Genomic DNA, 15615 nt, shown 5'->3' on the forward strand with positions numbered 1-15615 from the left:
GCCTCCGCTCAACGCCGGCTTGGCAGAAGCCGTCTTATGATCGGGGTCGGCTCGTGCGCCGGCACATGGGGTGACAGGTGATGAACAGGCGGTGGATGGCGGCTCTGCTGGCGGCGAGTGCAGTGGTGGCGGGGACGATGCCGGCAGAAGCGCGTACGCAGCAGATGCGGATGGACGAAGGCCCGCGCGCCCGGCCCGGGGGCGGTCCCGCTGGTCGGTTGGAGCGCAGCGAGGGGCGGCCGGTCTTCCATGACCGTGAGTCCTTCCCCGAAAATCGACCGGCCTTCCGCCCGGACCATGCCGAAGCCCCGCGTCCACCAGCCCGGGCGCCGCGCTTCGAACCCTCGCCCGCGCCGCCGCGCGACGAGGGCATTCGTAGCAATTGGCGCAACCGGCCCGAGCCGTCCCCCGCCCCCCTCGGTCAGCCGCGCGACGGGAACGATCGTGGCGGCTGGCGCAATCGGCCGGAGCCCTCACCGCCCCCCGCGCCGGATCGCGTCGGGTCCAGTGGCGTCCGCGTCGAACGCCAGGACTGGGGTCCGGATCGCCGCCAGCAATGGCAAGACCGGGACCGGCGCTGGCGCGACGACGAGCGTCGCCAGCGCGAGGATCGCGACCGCTGGCGGCGCAGCTTCGGTGACTGGCGCGACCATAACGACCAGGCCTATGGCTTTGCCGAGCGTCGCGCCTGGGCCGACCAGTGGAACCGCAGCTGGCGACGTGACCGGCGTTACGACTGGATGGGCTGGCGCTCGCTCAATCGGGGCGCTTATCATCTGCCGCGCTATTATGGGCCGAATGGTGGCTATGGCTATCAGCGCTTTTCGAGCGGTGTGATCCTGGAGCCGATGTTCTTCGGCCGGACATACTGGCTGGACGACCCTTACGCCTATCGCCTGCCACCCGCTTATGGGCCGTATCGCTGGGTCCGCTATTACAACGACGCCGTGCTGGTCGACCTGCGCAGCGGGTTGGTCGTCGACATCGTGTACGACATCTTCTGGTGATCGGGGCGGGAGGCGCGCGCGAGGGTCCCTCCCCCCTTGTCTTTGTCCGCGCATCGTCGCACATCGCCTGCCATGTCGTTCTTCCAAAGGAAGCCGAAGGGCCATCCCGCCGCCTCTCCGTTGCGCGCCCGTTTCGGAGTTACCGTCGCCGAGCGTCTCGATGCCAATCCGGCCGTGACCCGTGTGGCGACCGATACGGCACAGATCTATTATCAGCCCGACTTTTTGACGGCCGACCAATGCGGTGCGCTGATGGCGATGATCGACGCCAATCGCCGTCCCTCGACCTTGTTGTCGGACCGGCCCGATTATGGCTTCCGCACATCGGAAAGCTGCGACATGGCGCGCTGGTCGCCCGATGTGCAGCCGATCGACGAATCGATCGCCGCCCTTCTGGGCATCGCGCCCGAACAGGGGGAGACGATGCAGGGACAGCGTTATGCTCCCGGTCAGCAGTTCCGCGCTCATCATGACTATTTCCATGAAAGCGAAAGCTATTGGGAAAAGGTGCGCGTGCACGGCGGACAGCGGACCTGGACCGCGATGATCTATCTCAACGACGTGCCCGAAGGCGGCGCGACCTGGTTCCCCCAGGCTGGCATCCGCGTGGCGCCCCGCCAGGGCCTTCTGCTCGCCTGGAACAACATGAAGCTCGACGGCAGTCCCAACGAGATGACCCTGCACGAGGGGATGCCCGTGGTCGAGGGCACCAAATATGTCATCACCAAATGGTTTCGCGAGGGCAACTGGGTCAGCTGATCCGGCGCCCTTGTCGCGACTCCGCGGTCCATGGCATGGCGTTCGCGTGACGTTCCATTGCTTTCAGTTTCGCCCATGACACAAGTCCTCGGCGTCGCCCAGTCGATCCTGGGGCAGCCCTGGCGCTGGCGCGCGCTCGCCGCCGATGCGCGCGACGGCCTGGGCCATGACGATCTGGTCGCCCAGCTGCTGCTGGCCCGAGGGTGCCCGCCGGACGAGGTCGAGGCACATCGCACCCCGTCGATCCGGGGCTTCATGCCCGATCCGTCGATCTTCCGCGACATGGATCGCGCCGCCGCCCGCCTCGCTGATGCGGTGATCGCGGGGGAATCGGTCGCGATCTTCGGCGATTACGATGTGGATGGCGCGACCTCGGCGGCCGTGATGGTGCGCCTGCTCCGCGACCTGGGGCTGTCCCCGCGCGCCTATATCCCAGATCGGCTGGCCGAGGGGTACGGCCCGACCGAGGCGGCGCTGCTGCGGCTTCAGGCGGAGGGCGCGAACCTGATCGTCACCGTCGATTGCGGCGCGCAGGCGTTCGAGCCGCTTGCGGCGGCCGAGGCGGCGGGCATCGAGATACTCGTCGTCGACCATCACAAATGCGCGACCGAACTGCCGCGCGCCCATGCCGTGGTGAATCCCAACCGCCTGGACGAAGCCGAAGGCGCGGCGCATGGCCATCTGGCGGCGGTGGGCGTCTGCTTCCTGCTCGGTGCCGCGCTGATCCGCACCTTGCGGATGCGCGGCTTCTTCGCGGACCGGGCCGAGCCGCGCCTGCTCGACCTGCTGGACCTGGTGGCGCTCGGCACGGTGGCGGACGTCGCTCCGCTACGTGGGCTCAACCGCGCCTTTGTCGCGCAGGGGCTGAAGGTCATGGCGCAGAGGCGCAATATCGGCCTTGCAGCACTGACCGAAGCCGCCCGGCTGACCCGCGCGCCGACCTGTTCGGACTTGGGCTTTGCGCTGGGGCCGCGGATCAATGCAGGCGGCCGCGTCGGCCGTGCCGATCTGGGTGTGCGACTGCTGACCACCAACGATCCCGCAGAGGCGCGCGCGATCGCCGAGGAGCTCAACCATTTCAACGATGAGCGCCGCGCGATCGAGGCCGGCGTGCAGGCCACGGCCGAGACCGCCATCGACCGCAATCGACAAGTGGCGGTCGTTTCCGGCGAAGGTTGGCATCCCGGCGTCATCGGCATCGTCGCCGGGCGGCTGAAGGAAAAACTCGACCGCCCGGCCATCGTCATCGCTATCGACGAGCATGGGTTGGGCAAGGGTTCGGGCCGCTCGATCGCGGGTGTCGACCTGGGCGCGGCGATCTTGGCGGCCAAGGAACATGGTCTGCTGATCGCGGGCGGCGGTCACGCCATGGCAGCGGGCCTGACGATCGAGGCGCACCGCATCGCCGAGTTCGCCGACTTTCTGGAGGAGCGGCTGGCCGATACGGTCGTGCGCGCCAGTGCGGGCCGCGCGCTGCTGGTCGATGCGGTGCTGGCGCCCGGCGGGGTCAATCCCGGCCTGGTCGGCGCAATGGAGGCGGGCGGCCCCTATGGCATGGGCTGGCCCGCCCCGCGCATCGCCGCCGGGCCGTTCCGCGTGATCCGTGCCGATCTGGTCGGCACGCATCACGTCCGGGCGATCGTGGCGGGTGCCGATGGCCGGAGCCTGAAGGCCATGGCCTTCCGCCAGGCCGACACGGCGCTCGGCCAGGCGCTGCTGGGCGCAGGAAGCACCCGCCGCCTGTGGCTGGCGGGCCGTGCCAAGGTCGATGACTGGTCGGGCCGCGACGTCGCCGAGCTCCATGTCGAGGATGCCGCCTGGGCCGATTAAAAAAAGCCCTTGACCGATTCCCCACCCTCCCTTAGAGGCCCCTCCACGCCTTTCGGGGCCCCTTCGTCTAGCGGTTAGGACGCGGCCCTTTCACGGCTGAAACACGGGTTCGATTCCCGTAGGGGTCACCATTTGGTGCAAAATCAAGCACTTAGCGTGCTCTTACTGACAGGCTGGTTCCCACAAGAATCGCCACCAGTTCCCCCAAAGCTCAAAATCTTGCCGCTGGTCACACGCTCCAATGCACCTTCGGCAATGACCAGCACGCGCGCTCGCTTGCCATAATGCCTGACGGTTTCCGGCGTCATGCCGAGGATTGCGCCTACCTCCGTATCGCTCAGGCCCAATTCGAGCAGATAGCAGCACGCATTTTTGCGCAGGCCGTGGAAGGTGTAGAGCAACTGCCTATCGTCATCCACGTAGCCTAGCTTATGCATCAGCCGACGCAGCCGCTCTTGAATGCGATCGGGGCCGCTAAACGGCTTGCCGGACCGATCATATAACAGCGTCGTCGCCTTCTTGGGCATACTGGCGATAGCTGCCGTCCATAGCGGGTGCATCGGTATGGCCACCGCAACGTCGGTCTTCTGCTGGCCGTGGATCTGCATGATGCGACCATCGTGCCAGCTATGCGCCATGCGGATGCAGTCACTCAGGCGCTGACCACCGCATAGGCCGGTGATGATTGCCAACTGCAGCATCGGATCGGCATCTCTCAGCGCAGCTTCCTGCACCTCGGCTGGCCAAGGCTCATGCTCGCCAATCTCCAAGAGGGGTATGCCTGCGGCCGGGTTGGTCGCTATCCAGTCATATTCGACGGCCTGCGTCAGCATGGCCTTCAGGACGGCCATCAAATTGTTGGCCTTGCCCGGCTTGTCGGCATACCGATCGCGGAGCTTGTAGCAGTGGAACGGCCTCATTGAGCGAACGGGACGCGCACCGATCGTCTCTTCGATCAGCGCGACATAATACAGCTTGTTGCGCCTGGTGCTGTCCGCCAGCTTGGAGGTCGTCAGGCGCTTACGGTGCTCAACCGCCAGCGCAGCAAATGTGCCCGCGACCGGATCGCTGCGAACGGCACTGGCACCATTCGCCTTCGCCAAGGCCTCGGCAAAGCCGGGGCTGCTCGGGTCTGGCAACTTGACGTAGTGGTCCTTCCACTTGCCATCCACCTTCACCTTGAAGCGGCGATAGGTCTGGCCTTTTTTCTGGACGACGCCCGGAATCAAAAGTCTGCCCATCCGTCGTTGGATGCGCCTAGGCCGCTTTTCGCGTCAACCCAGGCGTCCAGAATACGGGTATCCCATAGCGGAATTTTACCATTGTGGTCGGAAGGGGCGGGCACTTGTCCGGCCAGCCTCTGCGACCGGAAAGCTGTCCGGCTGCGTCCGATATACGACGCAGCCTGTTCCTCCCCGACTAGGCGAGGCGTCAGAGCAACCCTACCCATCCCTCCCTCCCTTCAACTTCTCGCGCACCTCAGGCCCTTCCCCCGCCATCTGCACGCAGCGCCCGCCTGTGCAGTATTCGGTGGCGACTAATGGCGTGCCGGGGCGGATCACACGATATCCGTCCGCACCCACACGCCTCTCGCTCATCGCGAAACCGGAGGCGGTCATGCGGCGGCCCTCCCATAGATGGCAGCCAACGCCGCTTCCGTGCGCAGGATCGCCTTGCCTATGGCTTCGGGGATTTGCGGGATGACCGCGTCGCCGAACGCTTCGACGATGAGGCTGGCCGCAGACTGCCCTTTGCCATCGCCGACATCAACGCGCGTCCCAGCCAGCCTGGCGGATAGCCCATCATCCAGCCGTAAGTGGTCGGCAAGGTGGCCGAGGGACCAGTCAGGCCCGCTTCGGTGAGCATCGCCGCGATCTGGCGAGCGTAGGCCCATTTGTCTGGCGCCCTGCCCGTCTGCGCTCCGTCCAGCACCGCGTCCATCGTCGGCGATTTCCGCTTGTCGTACGCTGGCGACCATGCATCCATCCGCTTGTCCCGCTTGGTCGGGGTTGGGAGTGTTTCGGCCATCAGGAAGTGCACGACCTCGCCCATGTTCGGAGTCCGATCGAAGTCGTCCTGGTCCGTTGTCATCCGCCCCTTCTGCCGTCTTAGCACCGAGCCCCGTGGGGCGGGATTGGCCGTTGGCGTCCCCAGCATCGCCACCTGCAACTGATGGCGCGCCGATCCCATCCGGCCCGTGTCGCCGTGCCCCCCCGCCTTCATGTCCGACGCGCGCGGCGTGCTCAGCGGTGGATTGCCGATCAGATCCCAGCCCTCGCACGATGGCCATTTCTGCATGGACGGGTGATGCAAATTCCCGGTTGCTGTTGGGGTGTGCAACCTGTGCAAGGTCGCACCCGATGAGCCAGCAGCGGGGTCGCTCGTGATTTGCTCCGACGTCGCCAGCACGAACCACGACCGGCCAGCAGGCGTAGCTGATTGCCTCCAGTGCAGCGATGACGGCGTCAGCGCCCCGAGTTCGGAGATTAGAGCTGTTCTCAAGAGCGAACCAACGAGGACGGACCTCTCCGATGATGCGGATGGCTTCGAAGTAGAGGCCCGAGCGCTCCCCTTCGACGCCGCGGCCTTTGGTGTTGGCGCTGCTGATGTCTTGGCAGGGAGGGGAGCCGACGACGATGGACGGAAGCCGTCCAAGATCAGCGAGAAGTCGGTTTGCCGTAAGGGTGCGGACATCGTCGTAAACCTTCACGCCTGGATTGTTTTCGGAATAGAGCGCGCGCCGCCACGCTTCGACCTCGCAGGCAGCGGTCGTTGTGAAACCGGCGCGGTGCATACCAAGGGACCAGCCCCCGGCGGCCGCGCTGAACAGGTCGAGCACCTCCCTCACTTCCGCCCCTCCCCGTGCGAGAGGGCGGAGAGAGCGGAGAGCGTCAATTCGATCCGGCTAATTTCTTCCAGATGCGCCCATCGAATGCCGAACGTTTCCATGGCATTGGATCGCGCCGTTCGTAGTGCGGAATTGATCTGCTCTCGCGTATACACCTCCCCCGCCGGGACCGCATCGACAGCGGGCGCGGGGGTGGCGAGAGTCGCAACGACGCCTGTTTCGTCGTCAATGATCCCAGCATCGATAAGCAGGCGGTGAAGGGTGGCGGAAACATCCCCTTCCCATTCCTCGCTGCCCTCGACCACCTGCCACTCGGCAAGCCCCAGCTTTTCAGCGAGCCGGTTGAACACGAAATCAACGGCGTCATCTGCGCTATAACCGTTATCGATCTCCCCCGCATCGCCCGCGCGGCTGTCGAGGGCGGCGAGGATGCGACGGGCTATGTCCTGCGCGTAACCGATATCAAGAAAATGAGGGAGAGCGACAATTTCCTCTGCCGCCTCGCGCACAGCATCCGGCGTCTGTCGGGTGGTCATGCTACACCTCGCATTTCAGCCCGGCGCTGTTCGCCAAGGGCAAAGCGTGCGTCACCGATGCTCGGGCGGCGGTCGTAAACCGCCATCGCGAAGCAGCACGGCTGACACCAACGGAAGGTCTCGAGGCCTTCGTCACCGCGCTCGGTAAGCACTCGGTTGCGGGTGCCCGGCTCGCATGGTCCGGCGCAGGTGTGGCAGGTCCCACCGCCCCGGTTCGTGACCATCTTATCGGAAAGCGCCACCTCGCCATTGCCGAAGTCTCCCGCGAACGGATCATCGGCAAGGCAATCGGCTTCCCATCGGAACGGCTTACGCATTGCTCGCTCCCCCATCGCTGGCGTGAGAGGCGGGGGTGCCGATGCAGTGCGTCGGCACCCATTCGAGGGCGTCTTCCGGCTCTACTGCCCAATAGCGGTCGCCGTGATCGCTTTCCGCATATTGCGACATCGCGGCATTGACGCCGTCCGTGACGATGTAGACCTCCCATAGCACGGCAGTCTCAATCGGTTGCCACCCCTCCCCCTGGCGGATCGCGTCTGCGGAGAGGGCGTTCTCCCCCCACTTATCGGTGGGCAGCAACTTCGCGCTATCGGGTATTTGGTCAGCCACGGGCGGCCTCCTGCGGATCGGCGGCGCCCGGGGCGGCTTTGCCGTCGGCATCCTCGTCGTCTTCGTCACGCTCCGGCTTCCGCAGGTACACGCGCTCGTACATGGCATCCGTTGCCTTGACCTCGCGGAACGTGGTGACATCGGCGGCGAAGACGCCCTCACCTGCGAAATTCCACCCCTCATCAAAGCAGATGCAGTCGAATGTCAGTGTCGGAAATGCGGCGATCAGCGCTTCGAAGACCGGAGTGGGGAAATTCCAGGCCGTCTCGAACTTGATGGTCAGCGGTTCCTCTGCGGCCAGGCTGAAGGCATACGCACCCCACTTCGTGCCCCAATTCGCTATCGACCACGGATACCAGCTTACAAAGCCCGTCTCAGTCAGCGCCTGCATGCGGGCCTTGCCTGCTTCCTCCCACCTCGGATGCTTCTCCAGGAACGCGCCCGCCACGGCGGATATTGACGCATCAGCGCACAGACCCGCCTGTGCACGAATCCAAGCGATGCGGGCGGCATAAAGTCCGTAGGTGGCGAACGGCGCACCACGCTCCCCTCGAGCCGTGATCATCGCCATGCCCTCTTCGGCGGCAGTCGAATCCTCCGCTCGGCGCAATACCTCCGGCATGGGGATGATCGCGTCGAAATCGAACGTCGTGTACGGCTGGGGCTTGCGGTCGGCGCGCCACCACTCCTCCGGTTCCTCCATCTTCGTGACGATCATCTGCTCACGAAAGCGAGCAACGTCAGCGGCGGGGCCGGTGATCACGCACCGGGACGTTACATGGTTAGGCATTGGAGATCGGAGCCTCATTCCAGAGGGAAGCTTTCACGTCGAAGGGCGCGCGGCGGCGGCCGGTGACGGTGACGAAGCCTGGGCGGTCGGACTGCTGGCGCGCGCGGCGCAGGCTCAGCGTGTGACCGGGGGCGATGGTGACGGAGCGATAGACGGAGGGCATCAGCGCGACACCAAGGCATAGACGACGAGGATCAGTGCTACGACGAAGGTGGCAAGCGCCCCGACACCGATCCCGGCATTGACCCGCGCCCACTGCTCCATGCGGCGGTTAATTTCGGCATTGCGACGCCGGGCCTCAGCATATTGACGCTCGAAATCGGACATCACTGGACCTCTGCGGTTGGCTGGGCACCGGCCTCATCGGTGCGCAGCGTGGAGCCAGCCTGATCGGCCGAGGCGGCAATGGTGACGGGAAAGAGGATGGCGATGATCCGGCCCCAGTTGGGCGCCAGCGAGCCGACGATGGTCTGCATCGCGACACCGCCCGCGAAGACGAATGCGGCGATCTGCAGGGTCTCAGCCAAGGGTGACGGGGTCATCGGATGGGCCTCCGAGTGGTGGAAAAGACAGGGCGCGCGCCGGAGCCGCCAGCGCCCAAAATGCGGGCCTGCGAGAAGCCGTCCTCGGGCTGCGATGGGCGCCGGATCGGGTGGTGCCCCCAGCCATTGGCGAAGACGATCTTGGGCTGGCCGTCGGGCGCGATGACCTTCACCTTGCCGCCGGCCATCCGCTTGATGATCGGGCAGTCGAAGGCGAAGACGGCGGGCAGCGACCCCACCGGGCTCCACACCTCGGCATTCACCGCTTGGCGCCGGACCTCCATCGCCTCGCAGGTCAGCGGGTCCAGTCCACGCTGCAAGATCGCGGCGGCCTGCTGGGTCGTCCAGCGTTCGCCACCCGACTGTATGCCGTCGCGGTCATCGTAACGGACGATATTGCCGTACCATGGCGTGCGGATTGAGGGCGCGACCTGGCGGACGGACGGCTGCCGTCCGATCGGCGGGAGATTGGGATCAGCCAAGGCTCGCCTCCACATACCGGAGGGCGGCGCTGACGGACGCGGCGGCATCGACAGCCTCCTTCGCTATGCGGCGGCGGAGCACATATTCGACGCGCGCTTCCTCGGCGGCCTTCTCCGCGCGGCCCAGTTCCTCGCGAAGCTCAGCGATCACGGCGTTGGCCGCCGGCGACGTTTCGCGCCCGCGCGCCCGGCGGGTCAGTGCCTCAACCGTCTCGACCAGCCGCATCAGTGCATAGGCCGAGCCAATCTTCATCTTGTCCGCCTGGTCGTGGAGGGTGGCAAAGATGTCACCCCGCTCTGCCGCCATCGCCCCAAGCTTCTGATATTGCATGGGATCGGTGGACGCCGACAGGATCATGGGGCTGAGCTGGCGGTAGCGCGCCACCTTCCAGCGCAAGCCGTGGAAGACCTGGTCGAAATCGGGGTCGATCTCGGCGAGCTTCACAGGGCTGGGACGGCGTGCGGCGGTCATCACGCACCCCACGGATCGGCCAGATTCAGGCGGTGAGGCGACTTGCGGTATAGGCCCTGGGCGATCGCCATCAGGTCGACGTTGTTCTTCGCCTCGAAAGACTTCTCTCCGCGGTGGCTTTCACGGTGACAGGCCGCGCACAGCGGCACGGTGTACGCATCGCTCGGCTTGATGCTGACGCCGGAATTGGCGGCGCGGCGCACATGGGCGGCTTCGATCTTATTGGCCTCGTCGCCGCGCGTACCGCAGACTGCGCACACATGGCCCCGTATCCACTGGAGGTGCTGACGGCAGCGCAGTCCGGCATCCGCCTTGGCGGACTTCATCGGCTTACGCTGGGGAAGCGATGACCGAAGCATCAGCCGCGCGCCATCAGGTGCAGCATGTCGACCTGCTTCGAGACCGACAGCGCTTGGTACCGTGCCCGCAGCGCCGCCAGCGTCATCTGCCGGCGATCATCGTTCCTATGCTGGGGAATGCCCGCGATGCAGGACATAGCGATCTCCTCGACCGCTTCGCTCGCATCAGGCGGCGATCAGCGGTGAGGAGGATGTACGCTTATAATGTACACCCGTCAACAGGCTGAACACATTGAGTGTACGTTTTTTGTATGCGCCTCCGCAAAAAGCCCCGAAAAAGGGGTAAACCATCCGGCCATTTTTCCATGGGTCGCGGACAGGGGAAAGCAGGCTCTCAGTCGTCTTCTTCGTCGGGTATTTCTTCTGACCCATGGAATCCAATTATGCGATAACTCACTACGCGACCGGCAACCCGTGACACCTTCACGTCTACAAAGTATATCCGCTTGTACGGGTTGTCGTGCCCAGCGAGCATCTCAGATTTTAGCCCGGCGAACTCATCTTCGAAAAATACAGGCCGATGCTTAGGGTCTATCTCTTCAATAATCGCTTTGTCCGGGCTCCGGGCACCGGCTGTCCGGGCGGCATCCGCATCCATGCCGTACAGGATCATTGGCGTCCTCTGAACGACCTCGAGAGCCTCAGCCTCAAGCAGTGCCTTCATCTCCAACGCGTTAGCTTGAATAAGCTTTGCATCTTCCTGCGTCACATGCACCACTGGTTGGTAAACAGGTGCATTGTATATATGGATTGTCTGAGTCCCTCCGCTCTGCGCGGACGGAGCAACGATATTAGCAACGTCAGAGCAATCTTTTATAGTAATACCAACCGGCTCAGGTTTCTTTTTAAACTTATCAATTAAGCCTTTAAGGGCGGTCGCGAATTTCAAAACCGGCGCTGAGTAAACCATGACCGGGGCAACAAGTGTGCCGAGCGTAGAAAGGTCGGGAAGTAGGCCGATATCAATCGAGCCAGGCTTCACGCTAGAGACAAGTAGCTTAGCGTCTTTCGCCGACGTCAGACCCTCGGCGGTTGCAAAAACCTCGAATTGGTGGCCAATCGCGCCGAGGCATCGTAGCATGACGCCAAGCTCGATTGGTATCTCTGGCTCGAGATGAAGCTGGAATGGCGGATGGTCCATGACATCCTGACTGTACCCCATTCCACCCCCCACTTGATCCAACAAATTGAATAGGCTGCAAACTCAATGCCGCTTGATCGACCCCACGACCCGCCCGTGGATGATAATGTCGGCCCGATTCACGATTTGATTTTCCACGTCGGGGTTGTCGCTGATGACCAGCACCTTCTCGGTATCGATCGCGCGCAAGCGCTTCACAGCGCCCAAGCCAAATAGCCAGATTGCCCAGATGCGATCCTGGGCATTCAAGCTCGCCTGGTTCACGTCGACAAAAAGCAGGTCGCGATCATGAAGCGTCGGCTGCATGCTATCGCCGATGCCATCTACGATGCGTAGGCGATCAGGGGGCGTCACCGTCATGCTGCGAAGGAAGCCCAAGTCGAACTCAAAGGCCTCGCTTTCAATATAGCTATCGTCGAGATCCCTCCCCGGCCCCATTGAATATGACAGGTCGAGCCGGGCCACAGGGGCGGTTTCTCCACCATCAACCGAGCGTACTGATGGCTGATCCGGCGCTTTATCAATACGTGTGGCCCGCTGTTCGGCGCCCCTGCCTTCAAACGAGATACCTGTCAGGGCGATAACTTCGTCACGCGTGATCGGCGGATCCCCCTTCCCGACCAACGCCGACGCCAGACGATCCGCGACTTCTACCGGTAGCCGCTTATCATAGGCGGGATCGAGGTAGCGTTGCACACCTGACCCATGGTTGTACCCTGCGGCAACAGCAAGGTCACGAACAGAGAGGCCAGATCGCAAGCGCAGGCGCGCTACAGCCGCCCCAGTAGATTCGTTATTTGACACATCTTCATTATCCAGCGACGTACGTACACAATCCACGTTGACAGATGTACGCTCCAAGTGTACACACATGACATGGGCATCCGATCTGTCATCACTCGCTTCGGCGGCATTCGGCCAATGGCCGAGAAGCTGGGTCATCGCTCGCATACCACTGTGCAAGGCTGGTGGGATCGGGATGTCATCCCGGCGCAGCGCCAGCGCGAGGTGCTGGACGAGGCGAAGCGACGCAAGATCAAGGTTAGCGCTGAGGATTTGATCGCGACGCCGCCCGTCGCTTCCGCGCAGGCAGCGGCATAGATGCGCGATCCCGAGCCCTTCGACTTCCTTGTGAAGTGCTTCATCGCGCTGTTGCTGCTGTTTGCAACGCTCGCGCTGATCGACATCCGCAATGACATTCGCCGCGCGCCTCGGTGCTCGGCCAGCACTAAGGTAGCAGCATAATGGCCTGCCACCCCGAGCAGCCGTTCACGCCCGAGCAGGAAGCGCGCATCCGGGAGATCGTCGCAGGCTTCGCCGGATCCGGCAGCGCCTCTTGCGGTGAAGCCTGCGAGATGATCCGTCAGATTGCTGAGGTCGATCTCACGCCTGCTCCAGCCCAGCATCCCTTGCCAAGGTCGTCCGCCAGAGCAGTATCTTCTCCTTATCAACCGGGAGAAAATCTTCGTTCTCAAGAATCTGGAGAGTGTCATGCATGACCTTCAGAGCTTGAGGGTTCACAATTCCCTGCTTTGCCAGCGTCGGCATCAATCGCGTCAGCCAAAATGTCGTGAAGGTCAGCACCTGGTAATTGAAATCCTGCCGTTTCGCGAGCGCGGTGGGGTCTTCGCCGAGCATCATTTACCTCTTCGTGCGTGTGTAGGATCTCGCACGATAGCCGAAGGCCGGAGCGCGTCCAGTGCTCCGGCTGGAGGGCGCTGACATGGCCTGCGCTGCCTGCCAGTCCGTGACCTGCGGCCATTCCGATCCGGTCTATGCCGGTATCCATCCTCTCCCTGCGGCTGCCGCCTCCGTACTCCCATGCTCTGGCGGCAGCACCTTCACCGGCGGCGGCGCACTCCCGGCCGCCGCCGGTGACATTGTCGACCAGCGCGCGGGCTTTCGCGATGCGGACGGCGCGCGGTGCGGTGGAAAGGCAATCACTGTTCATGCCGGATCGTATGGCCGTTGCGACACCGCAACGTCATCCGGAAAGGCTGACGACATTTCCGCTGAGGGAAATCAATGACTCCCGAGAAAATCGACCTGAAGCGCGCGACGCAGGAGATGGTCAAGGGCGTCGGCGGCCTAGAGGCGGCGGCGGGTTTCTGCCGCGTCGGCAAGTCGGTGCTCGGCGATAACCAGTCCGTGTCTCGGCCCGAGAGCTTCATCGCGATTGACGTCGTCGCGGACCTGGAGCCGCTGGCGCGCGAGCGGTCTGGCTGGCCGCATGTCACCCGCGCCCTATGCAAGCAGATGGGCGGCGTTTTCGTGGCAGTGCCCGAGGGCCGCGCGACCGGCGCAAACCTGATGGGCCTGCTTGCACGCAAGGTGAAGGAAGGGGCCGATGTCTCGTCCGGGCTTTGCGAGGCGCTGCGCGATGGCGTGGTCGAGCCGGCGGAGGCCCGCAAGGTGCGGTCGGAGATCATGGAATTGATGGAATTGCTTGCCGCGATGGACGCCGAGTTGGCGTCGATCGAGCAAGACGGATGAGGACCAATCAGCCGGTCTGACCCGGCTCTGGAGTGACGACGATGACGATTGCCAATGACGACGCGGGAGCGGCTGGCGCTGCTTTCGCGACCGAAGAATTGCGTCTTGCGATGGTGCAGCCTGCGGCGGCGGTGATCGTCTCCGGCGGGCAGGCGTACCGTTTCTTGCCGATCAGCGATCCCGCCCAAGCGGTGATCCCTCTGTTCGAGGTGGCAGCGTAATGGCCGACCACATCGACATGGCGAATGAGGTTGCCGAGGCCGAAGCCGCACGGGGCATTGCGGCAGCCCAGTCCGCCAATCACCCGGTCGGCATTGAGGGCGAGTGCGACCAATGCGGCGACCACTTCACCCGTTTGGTGAAGGACCACCTGGGATACCGCTGCGGCTATTGCCGTGACGGTCGGCGGAAGCCGCGCTGATGGCCCGCGATCCCTCTATCGCTCGCATGGACAAGCTGGCCGAATTGATGGCGGACGGCTGCCCGACGCTGACGGACGCCGCCTATCGGATGCGGATGCCGGTGCAGCAGGTCGAGCGGCTGTGGAAGCTGATCCGGCAGGGCCTGGGGGATCAGGCGCGATGAGCACCGGCAGCATTGTCCGAGCGGCTCCATATGAGCGCGCTGCCGACGACTGGTATGTCGAGCCCCAGTGGTGCGTCGAGCAGCTGGCGGACGCGATCGCATTCGAGCATCGCACCATTATCTGGGACCCGTGCTGTGGGCGTGGGACGATCCCCGACGCATTCCGGTCCAAGGGCTATGTGGCCTACGGCAGCGACATCGTTGACCGCGGCTGCGCGCACTTCCTGGGCGCCTATGACGTGCTTGGTCCGTCGCTCCCAGGGGCGCTCGCCGGTTTCTCAGATGTGTCGGCGGTAACGAACCCGCCGTTCAAGATCGCCGAGGCGATCGCACGCCAGCTGCTGGCCAAGCCGCTCCGCCGCGTCGCGATCCTCCAGCAACTGTCGTTCCTCGCCAGCCAGGGGCGGCAATCGCTCTTCACCGACTTTCCCCCCAGTGACGTGCTGGTGCTCTCGCAGCGCCCATCCATGCCGCCTGGCCACATGATCGCCGATCTGGGCGATCGGGCCTTTCGCGGCGGCACGACGGACTTCTGCTGGATCGTGTGGACCCGTCCGCATGACCGCGAGACCCGTACCCGCTGGCTCCCCATCACCACGAAGGAATCATAACCATGGCAGACGATTTCGACACCTCTGGCAACGTGACCGCCGAGGAACTGCGCCTCCTGATCGAGCGCGCTGAGCGCCTGGAGGAAGAGAAGAAGGGCATCAGCGACGACATCAAGGATGTGTTCGCCGAGGCGAAGGCGCGTGGGTACGACCCGAAGCAGATCCGCAAGATCATGGTCATCCGCAAGAAGCGCCGCGAGGAATACCAGGAGGAGGAAGCCATCCTCCACACCTACATGACCGCGCTGGGCATGATCTGATGCTCGGGTCGCTGCTCTCCGTCTTCCGCCAGGCCCCCGTTGACCGCCTCGCCCCGCTGCGCGCCGACCTCGACGCGGCGTTGGCGGAACGTCGGATGCAGCGGCCCACCTCCCCCCGCTTGGAGACGCGTCGGTTCGAACTGGCGCGTCCCAAGGTCGAAGAACTGCGGCGCTCGCTCGCCGATCAGCAGGTGACATTCTGATGGACGACCATGCGCAGCATTCGCGCGGGCCGAGTGCTCGGCGGCTGGCATTGCAGCGGGCCTGCCCGACCTGCGGCGCCCTACCCCG

Annotated in this window: 28 protein-coding genes, 1 tRNA gene and 1 pseudogene; 13 read left to right on the forward strand and 17 right to left on the reverse strand. The window is 64.2% G+C overall.

The features are described 5' to 3' along the window. Positions 1-95 precede the first annotated feature (95 nt). The 4 genes from GGR45_RS15480 to GGR45_RS15495 all read left to right on the forward strand — a co-directional run bounded on the left by GGR45_RS15480 (position 96) and on the right by GGR45_RS15495 (position 3727). A complete protein-coding gene (locus GGR45_RS15480; RefSeq protein WP_246358256.1) occupies positions 96-1007 on the forward strand; it encodes an RcnB family protein in 912 nt (303 codons plus the stop codon). Positions 1008-1079: 72 nt separating this feature from the next. Beyond that, positions 1080-1766: a prolyl hydroxylase family protein gene (locus tag GGR45_RS15485; RefSeq protein WP_175310742.1), complete on the forward strand. Its 687-nt coding sequence runs from the start codon at positions 1080-1082 to the stop codon at positions 1764-1766. 75 nt (positions 1767-1841) lie between these two features. Next, positions 1842-3596, forward strand: coding sequence for a single-stranded-DNA-specific exonuclease RecJ (recJ, locus tag GGR45_RS15490; RefSeq protein WP_175310743.1), 1755 nt, complete (start codon positions 1842-1844; stop codon positions 3594-3596). Between the two features lie 56 nt (positions 3597-3652). After that, a tRNA-Glu gene (locus GGR45_RS15495) sits at positions 3653-3727 on the forward strand. 12 nt (positions 3728-3739) lie between these two features. On the opposite strand, the gene GGR45_RS15500 is transcribed toward GGR45_RS15495, so the two are convergent. The 16 genes and pseudogenes from GGR45_RS15500 to GGR45_RS15570 form a co-directional block, all read right to left on the reverse strand. Further along, positions 3740-4825, reverse strand: a complete 1086-nt coding sequence (locus GGR45_RS15500) for a tyrosine-type recombinase/integrase (protein ID WP_175310744.1) — start codon at positions 4823-4825, stop codon at positions 3740-3742. A gap of 448 nt (positions 4826-5273) precedes the next feature. Beyond that, positions 5274-5894 (reverse strand): hypothetical protein, encoded by a 621-nt coding sequence (locus GGR45_RS19705; protein WP_246358257.1) that lies wholly within the window; start codon positions 5892-5894, stop codon positions 5274-5276. Between the two features lie 37 nt (positions 5895-5931). Then, positions 5932-6390, reverse strand: a pseudogene (locus tag GGR45_RS19925) (DNA cytosine methyltransferase); the annotation flags it as partial. A 50-nt stretch (positions 6391-6440) separates the two neighbouring features. Continuing rightward, entirely contained in the window at positions 6441-6980 is a 540-nt protein-coding gene (locus GGR45_RS15510) for a hypothetical protein (RefSeq protein ID WP_175310745.1), read from the reverse strand. Beyond that, on the reverse strand, positions 6977-7297 hold the full coding sequence (locus GGR45_RS15515) for a hypothetical protein (protein ID WP_175310746.1): 321 nt from the start codon (positions 7295-7297) through the stop codon (positions 6977-6979). Before GGR45_RS15515 ends, GGR45_RS15510 begins: the two co-directional genes overlap by 4 nt. Next, positions 7290-7589, reverse strand: a complete 300-nt coding sequence (locus GGR45_RS15520) for a hypothetical protein (protein ID WP_175310747.1) — start codon at positions 7587-7589, stop codon at positions 7290-7292. Before GGR45_RS15520 ends, GGR45_RS15515 begins: the two co-directional genes overlap by 8 nt. After that, complete coding sequence (locus tag GGR45_RS19930) at positions 7582-8352, reverse strand: hypothetical protein (RefSeq protein WP_175310748.1); 771 nt, start codon at positions 8350-8352, stop codon at positions 7582-7584. Before GGR45_RS19930 ends, GGR45_RS15520 begins: the two co-directional genes overlap by 8 nt. A 19-nt stretch (positions 8353-8371) precedes the next feature. Beyond that, positions 8372-8542, reverse strand: a complete 171-nt coding sequence (locus GGR45_RS15530) for a hypothetical protein (protein WP_175310749.1) — start codon at positions 8540-8542, stop codon at positions 8372-8374. Continuing rightward, complete coding sequence (locus tag GGR45_RS15535; RefSeq protein WP_175310750.1) at positions 8542-8706, reverse strand: hypothetical protein; 165 nt, start codon at positions 8704-8706, stop codon at positions 8542-8544. Before GGR45_RS15535 ends, GGR45_RS15530 begins: the two co-directional genes overlap by 1 nt. After that, a complete protein-coding gene (locus GGR45_RS15540) occupies positions 8706-8906 on the reverse strand; it encodes a hypothetical protein (RefSeq protein WP_175310751.1) in 201 nt (66 codons plus the stop codon). The genes GGR45_RS15535 and GGR45_RS15540 overlap by 1 nt, the downstream gene beginning before the upstream one ends. Before the next feature lie 11 nt (positions 8907-8917). Further along, entirely contained in the window at positions 8918-9403 is a 486-nt protein-coding gene (locus GGR45_RS15545) for a hypothetical protein (RefSeq protein ID WP_175310752.1), read from the reverse strand. Continuing rightward, positions 9396-9875, reverse strand: a complete 480-nt coding sequence (locus GGR45_RS15550; RefSeq protein ID WP_175310753.1) for a hypothetical protein — start codon at positions 9873-9875, stop codon at positions 9396-9398. Before GGR45_RS15550 ends, GGR45_RS15545 begins: the two co-directional genes overlap by 8 nt. Continuing rightward, positions 9875-10201, reverse strand: coding sequence for a DUF968 domain-containing protein (locus GGR45_RS15555; RefSeq protein WP_175310754.1), 327 nt, complete (start codon positions 10199-10201; stop codon positions 9875-9877). The genes GGR45_RS15550 and GGR45_RS15555 overlap by 1 nt, the downstream gene beginning before the upstream one ends. Positions 10202-10233: 32 nt before the next feature. After that, on the reverse strand, positions 10234-10371 hold the full coding sequence (locus tag GGR45_RS15560; protein WP_175310755.1) for a hypothetical protein: 138 nt from the start codon (positions 10369-10371) through the stop codon (positions 10234-10236). 197 nt (positions 10372-10568) lie between these two features. Then, positions 10569-11396 (reverse strand): hypothetical protein, encoded by an 828-nt coding sequence (locus GGR45_RS15565; RefSeq protein ID WP_175310756.1) that lies wholly within the window; start codon positions 11394-11396, stop codon positions 10569-10571. A 42-nt stretch (positions 11397-11438) separates the two neighbouring features. Beyond that, on the reverse strand, positions 11439-12317 hold the full coding sequence (locus GGR45_RS15570; RefSeq protein ID WP_175310757.1) for a S24 family peptidase: 879 nt from the start codon (positions 12315-12317) through the stop codon (positions 11439-11441). Between GGR45_RS15570 and GGR45_RS15575 the strand changes: the two genes are divergently transcribed. Further along, positions 12297-12476, forward strand: coding sequence for a hypothetical protein (locus GGR45_RS15575; RefSeq protein ID WP_175310758.1), 180 nt, complete (start codon positions 12297-12299; stop codon positions 12474-12476). The two genes, GGR45_RS15570 and GGR45_RS15575, sit on opposite strands and share 21 nt — an antisense overlap. Continuing rightward, the gene (locus tag GGR45_RS15580) at positions 12477-12620 is read left to right on the forward strand and encodes a hypothetical protein (protein WP_175310759.1); all 144 of its coding nucleotides are present in this window, start codon (positions 12477-12479) and stop codon (positions 12618-12620) included. A gap of 138 nt (positions 12621-12758) precedes the next feature. Here GGR45_RS15580 and GGR45_RS15585 read toward each other — a convergent pair whose 3' ends face one another. Next, entirely contained in the window at positions 12759-13016 is a 258-nt protein-coding gene (locus GGR45_RS15585) for a hypothetical protein (RefSeq protein WP_175310760.1), read from the reverse strand. 384 nt (positions 13017-13400) lie between these two features. Here GGR45_RS15585 and GGR45_RS15590 point away from each other — a divergent pair, with 384 nt between their 5' ends. Genes GGR45_RS15590 through GGR45_RS15620 form a run of 7 tightly spaced genes read left to right on the forward strand, consistent with a single transcriptional unit; the run spans position 13401 to position 15527 of the window. Next, positions 13401-13868 carry a phage regulatory CII family protein gene (locus tag GGR45_RS15590; RefSeq protein WP_175310761.1) on the forward strand — a complete coding sequence of 156 codons (468 nt, stop codon included), beginning with the start codon at positions 13401-13403 and terminating at the stop codon, positions 13866-13868. A 41-nt stretch (positions 13869-13909) separates the two neighbouring features. Continuing rightward, positions 13910-14089: a hypothetical protein gene (locus GGR45_RS15595; RefSeq protein WP_175310762.1), complete on the forward strand. Its 180-nt coding sequence runs from the start codon at positions 13910-13912 to the stop codon at positions 14087-14089. Then, entirely contained in the window at positions 14089-14289 is a 201-nt protein-coding gene (locus GGR45_RS15600) for a hypothetical protein (RefSeq protein ID WP_175310763.1), read from the forward strand. The genes GGR45_RS15595 and GGR45_RS15600 overlap by 1 nt, the downstream gene beginning before the upstream one ends. Next, entirely contained in the window at positions 14289-14453 is a 165-nt protein-coding gene (locus GGR45_RS15605) for a hypothetical protein (protein ID WP_175310764.1), read from the forward strand. Before GGR45_RS15600 ends, GGR45_RS15605 begins: the two co-directional genes overlap by 1 nt. Then, positions 14450-15064 carry a TRM11 family methyltransferase gene (locus GGR45_RS15610; protein WP_175310765.1) on the forward strand — a complete coding sequence of 205 codons (615 nt, stop codon included), beginning with the start codon at positions 14450-14452 and terminating at the stop codon, positions 15062-15064. The genes GGR45_RS15605 and GGR45_RS15610 overlap by 4 nt, the downstream gene beginning before the upstream one ends. A gap of 2 nt (positions 15065-15066) precedes the next feature. Then, positions 15067-15324: a DUF2312 domain-containing protein gene (locus tag GGR45_RS15615; RefSeq protein ID WP_175310766.1), complete on the forward strand. Its 258-nt coding sequence runs from the start codon at positions 15067-15069 to the stop codon at positions 15322-15324. After that, positions 15324-15527, forward strand: coding sequence for a hypothetical protein (locus GGR45_RS15620; RefSeq protein ID WP_175310767.1), 204 nt, complete (start codon positions 15324-15326; stop codon positions 15525-15527). The genes GGR45_RS15615 and GGR45_RS15620 overlap by 1 nt, the downstream gene beginning before the upstream one ends. Positions 15528-15615 lie beyond the last annotated feature (88 nt).

Origin of the sequence: Sphingomonas zeae (assembly GCF_014197135.1) — a bacterium.
Taxonomy (GTDB): Bacteria; Pseudomonadota; Alphaproteobacteria; order Sphingomonadales; family Sphingomonadaceae; genus Sphingomonas; species Sphingomonas zeae.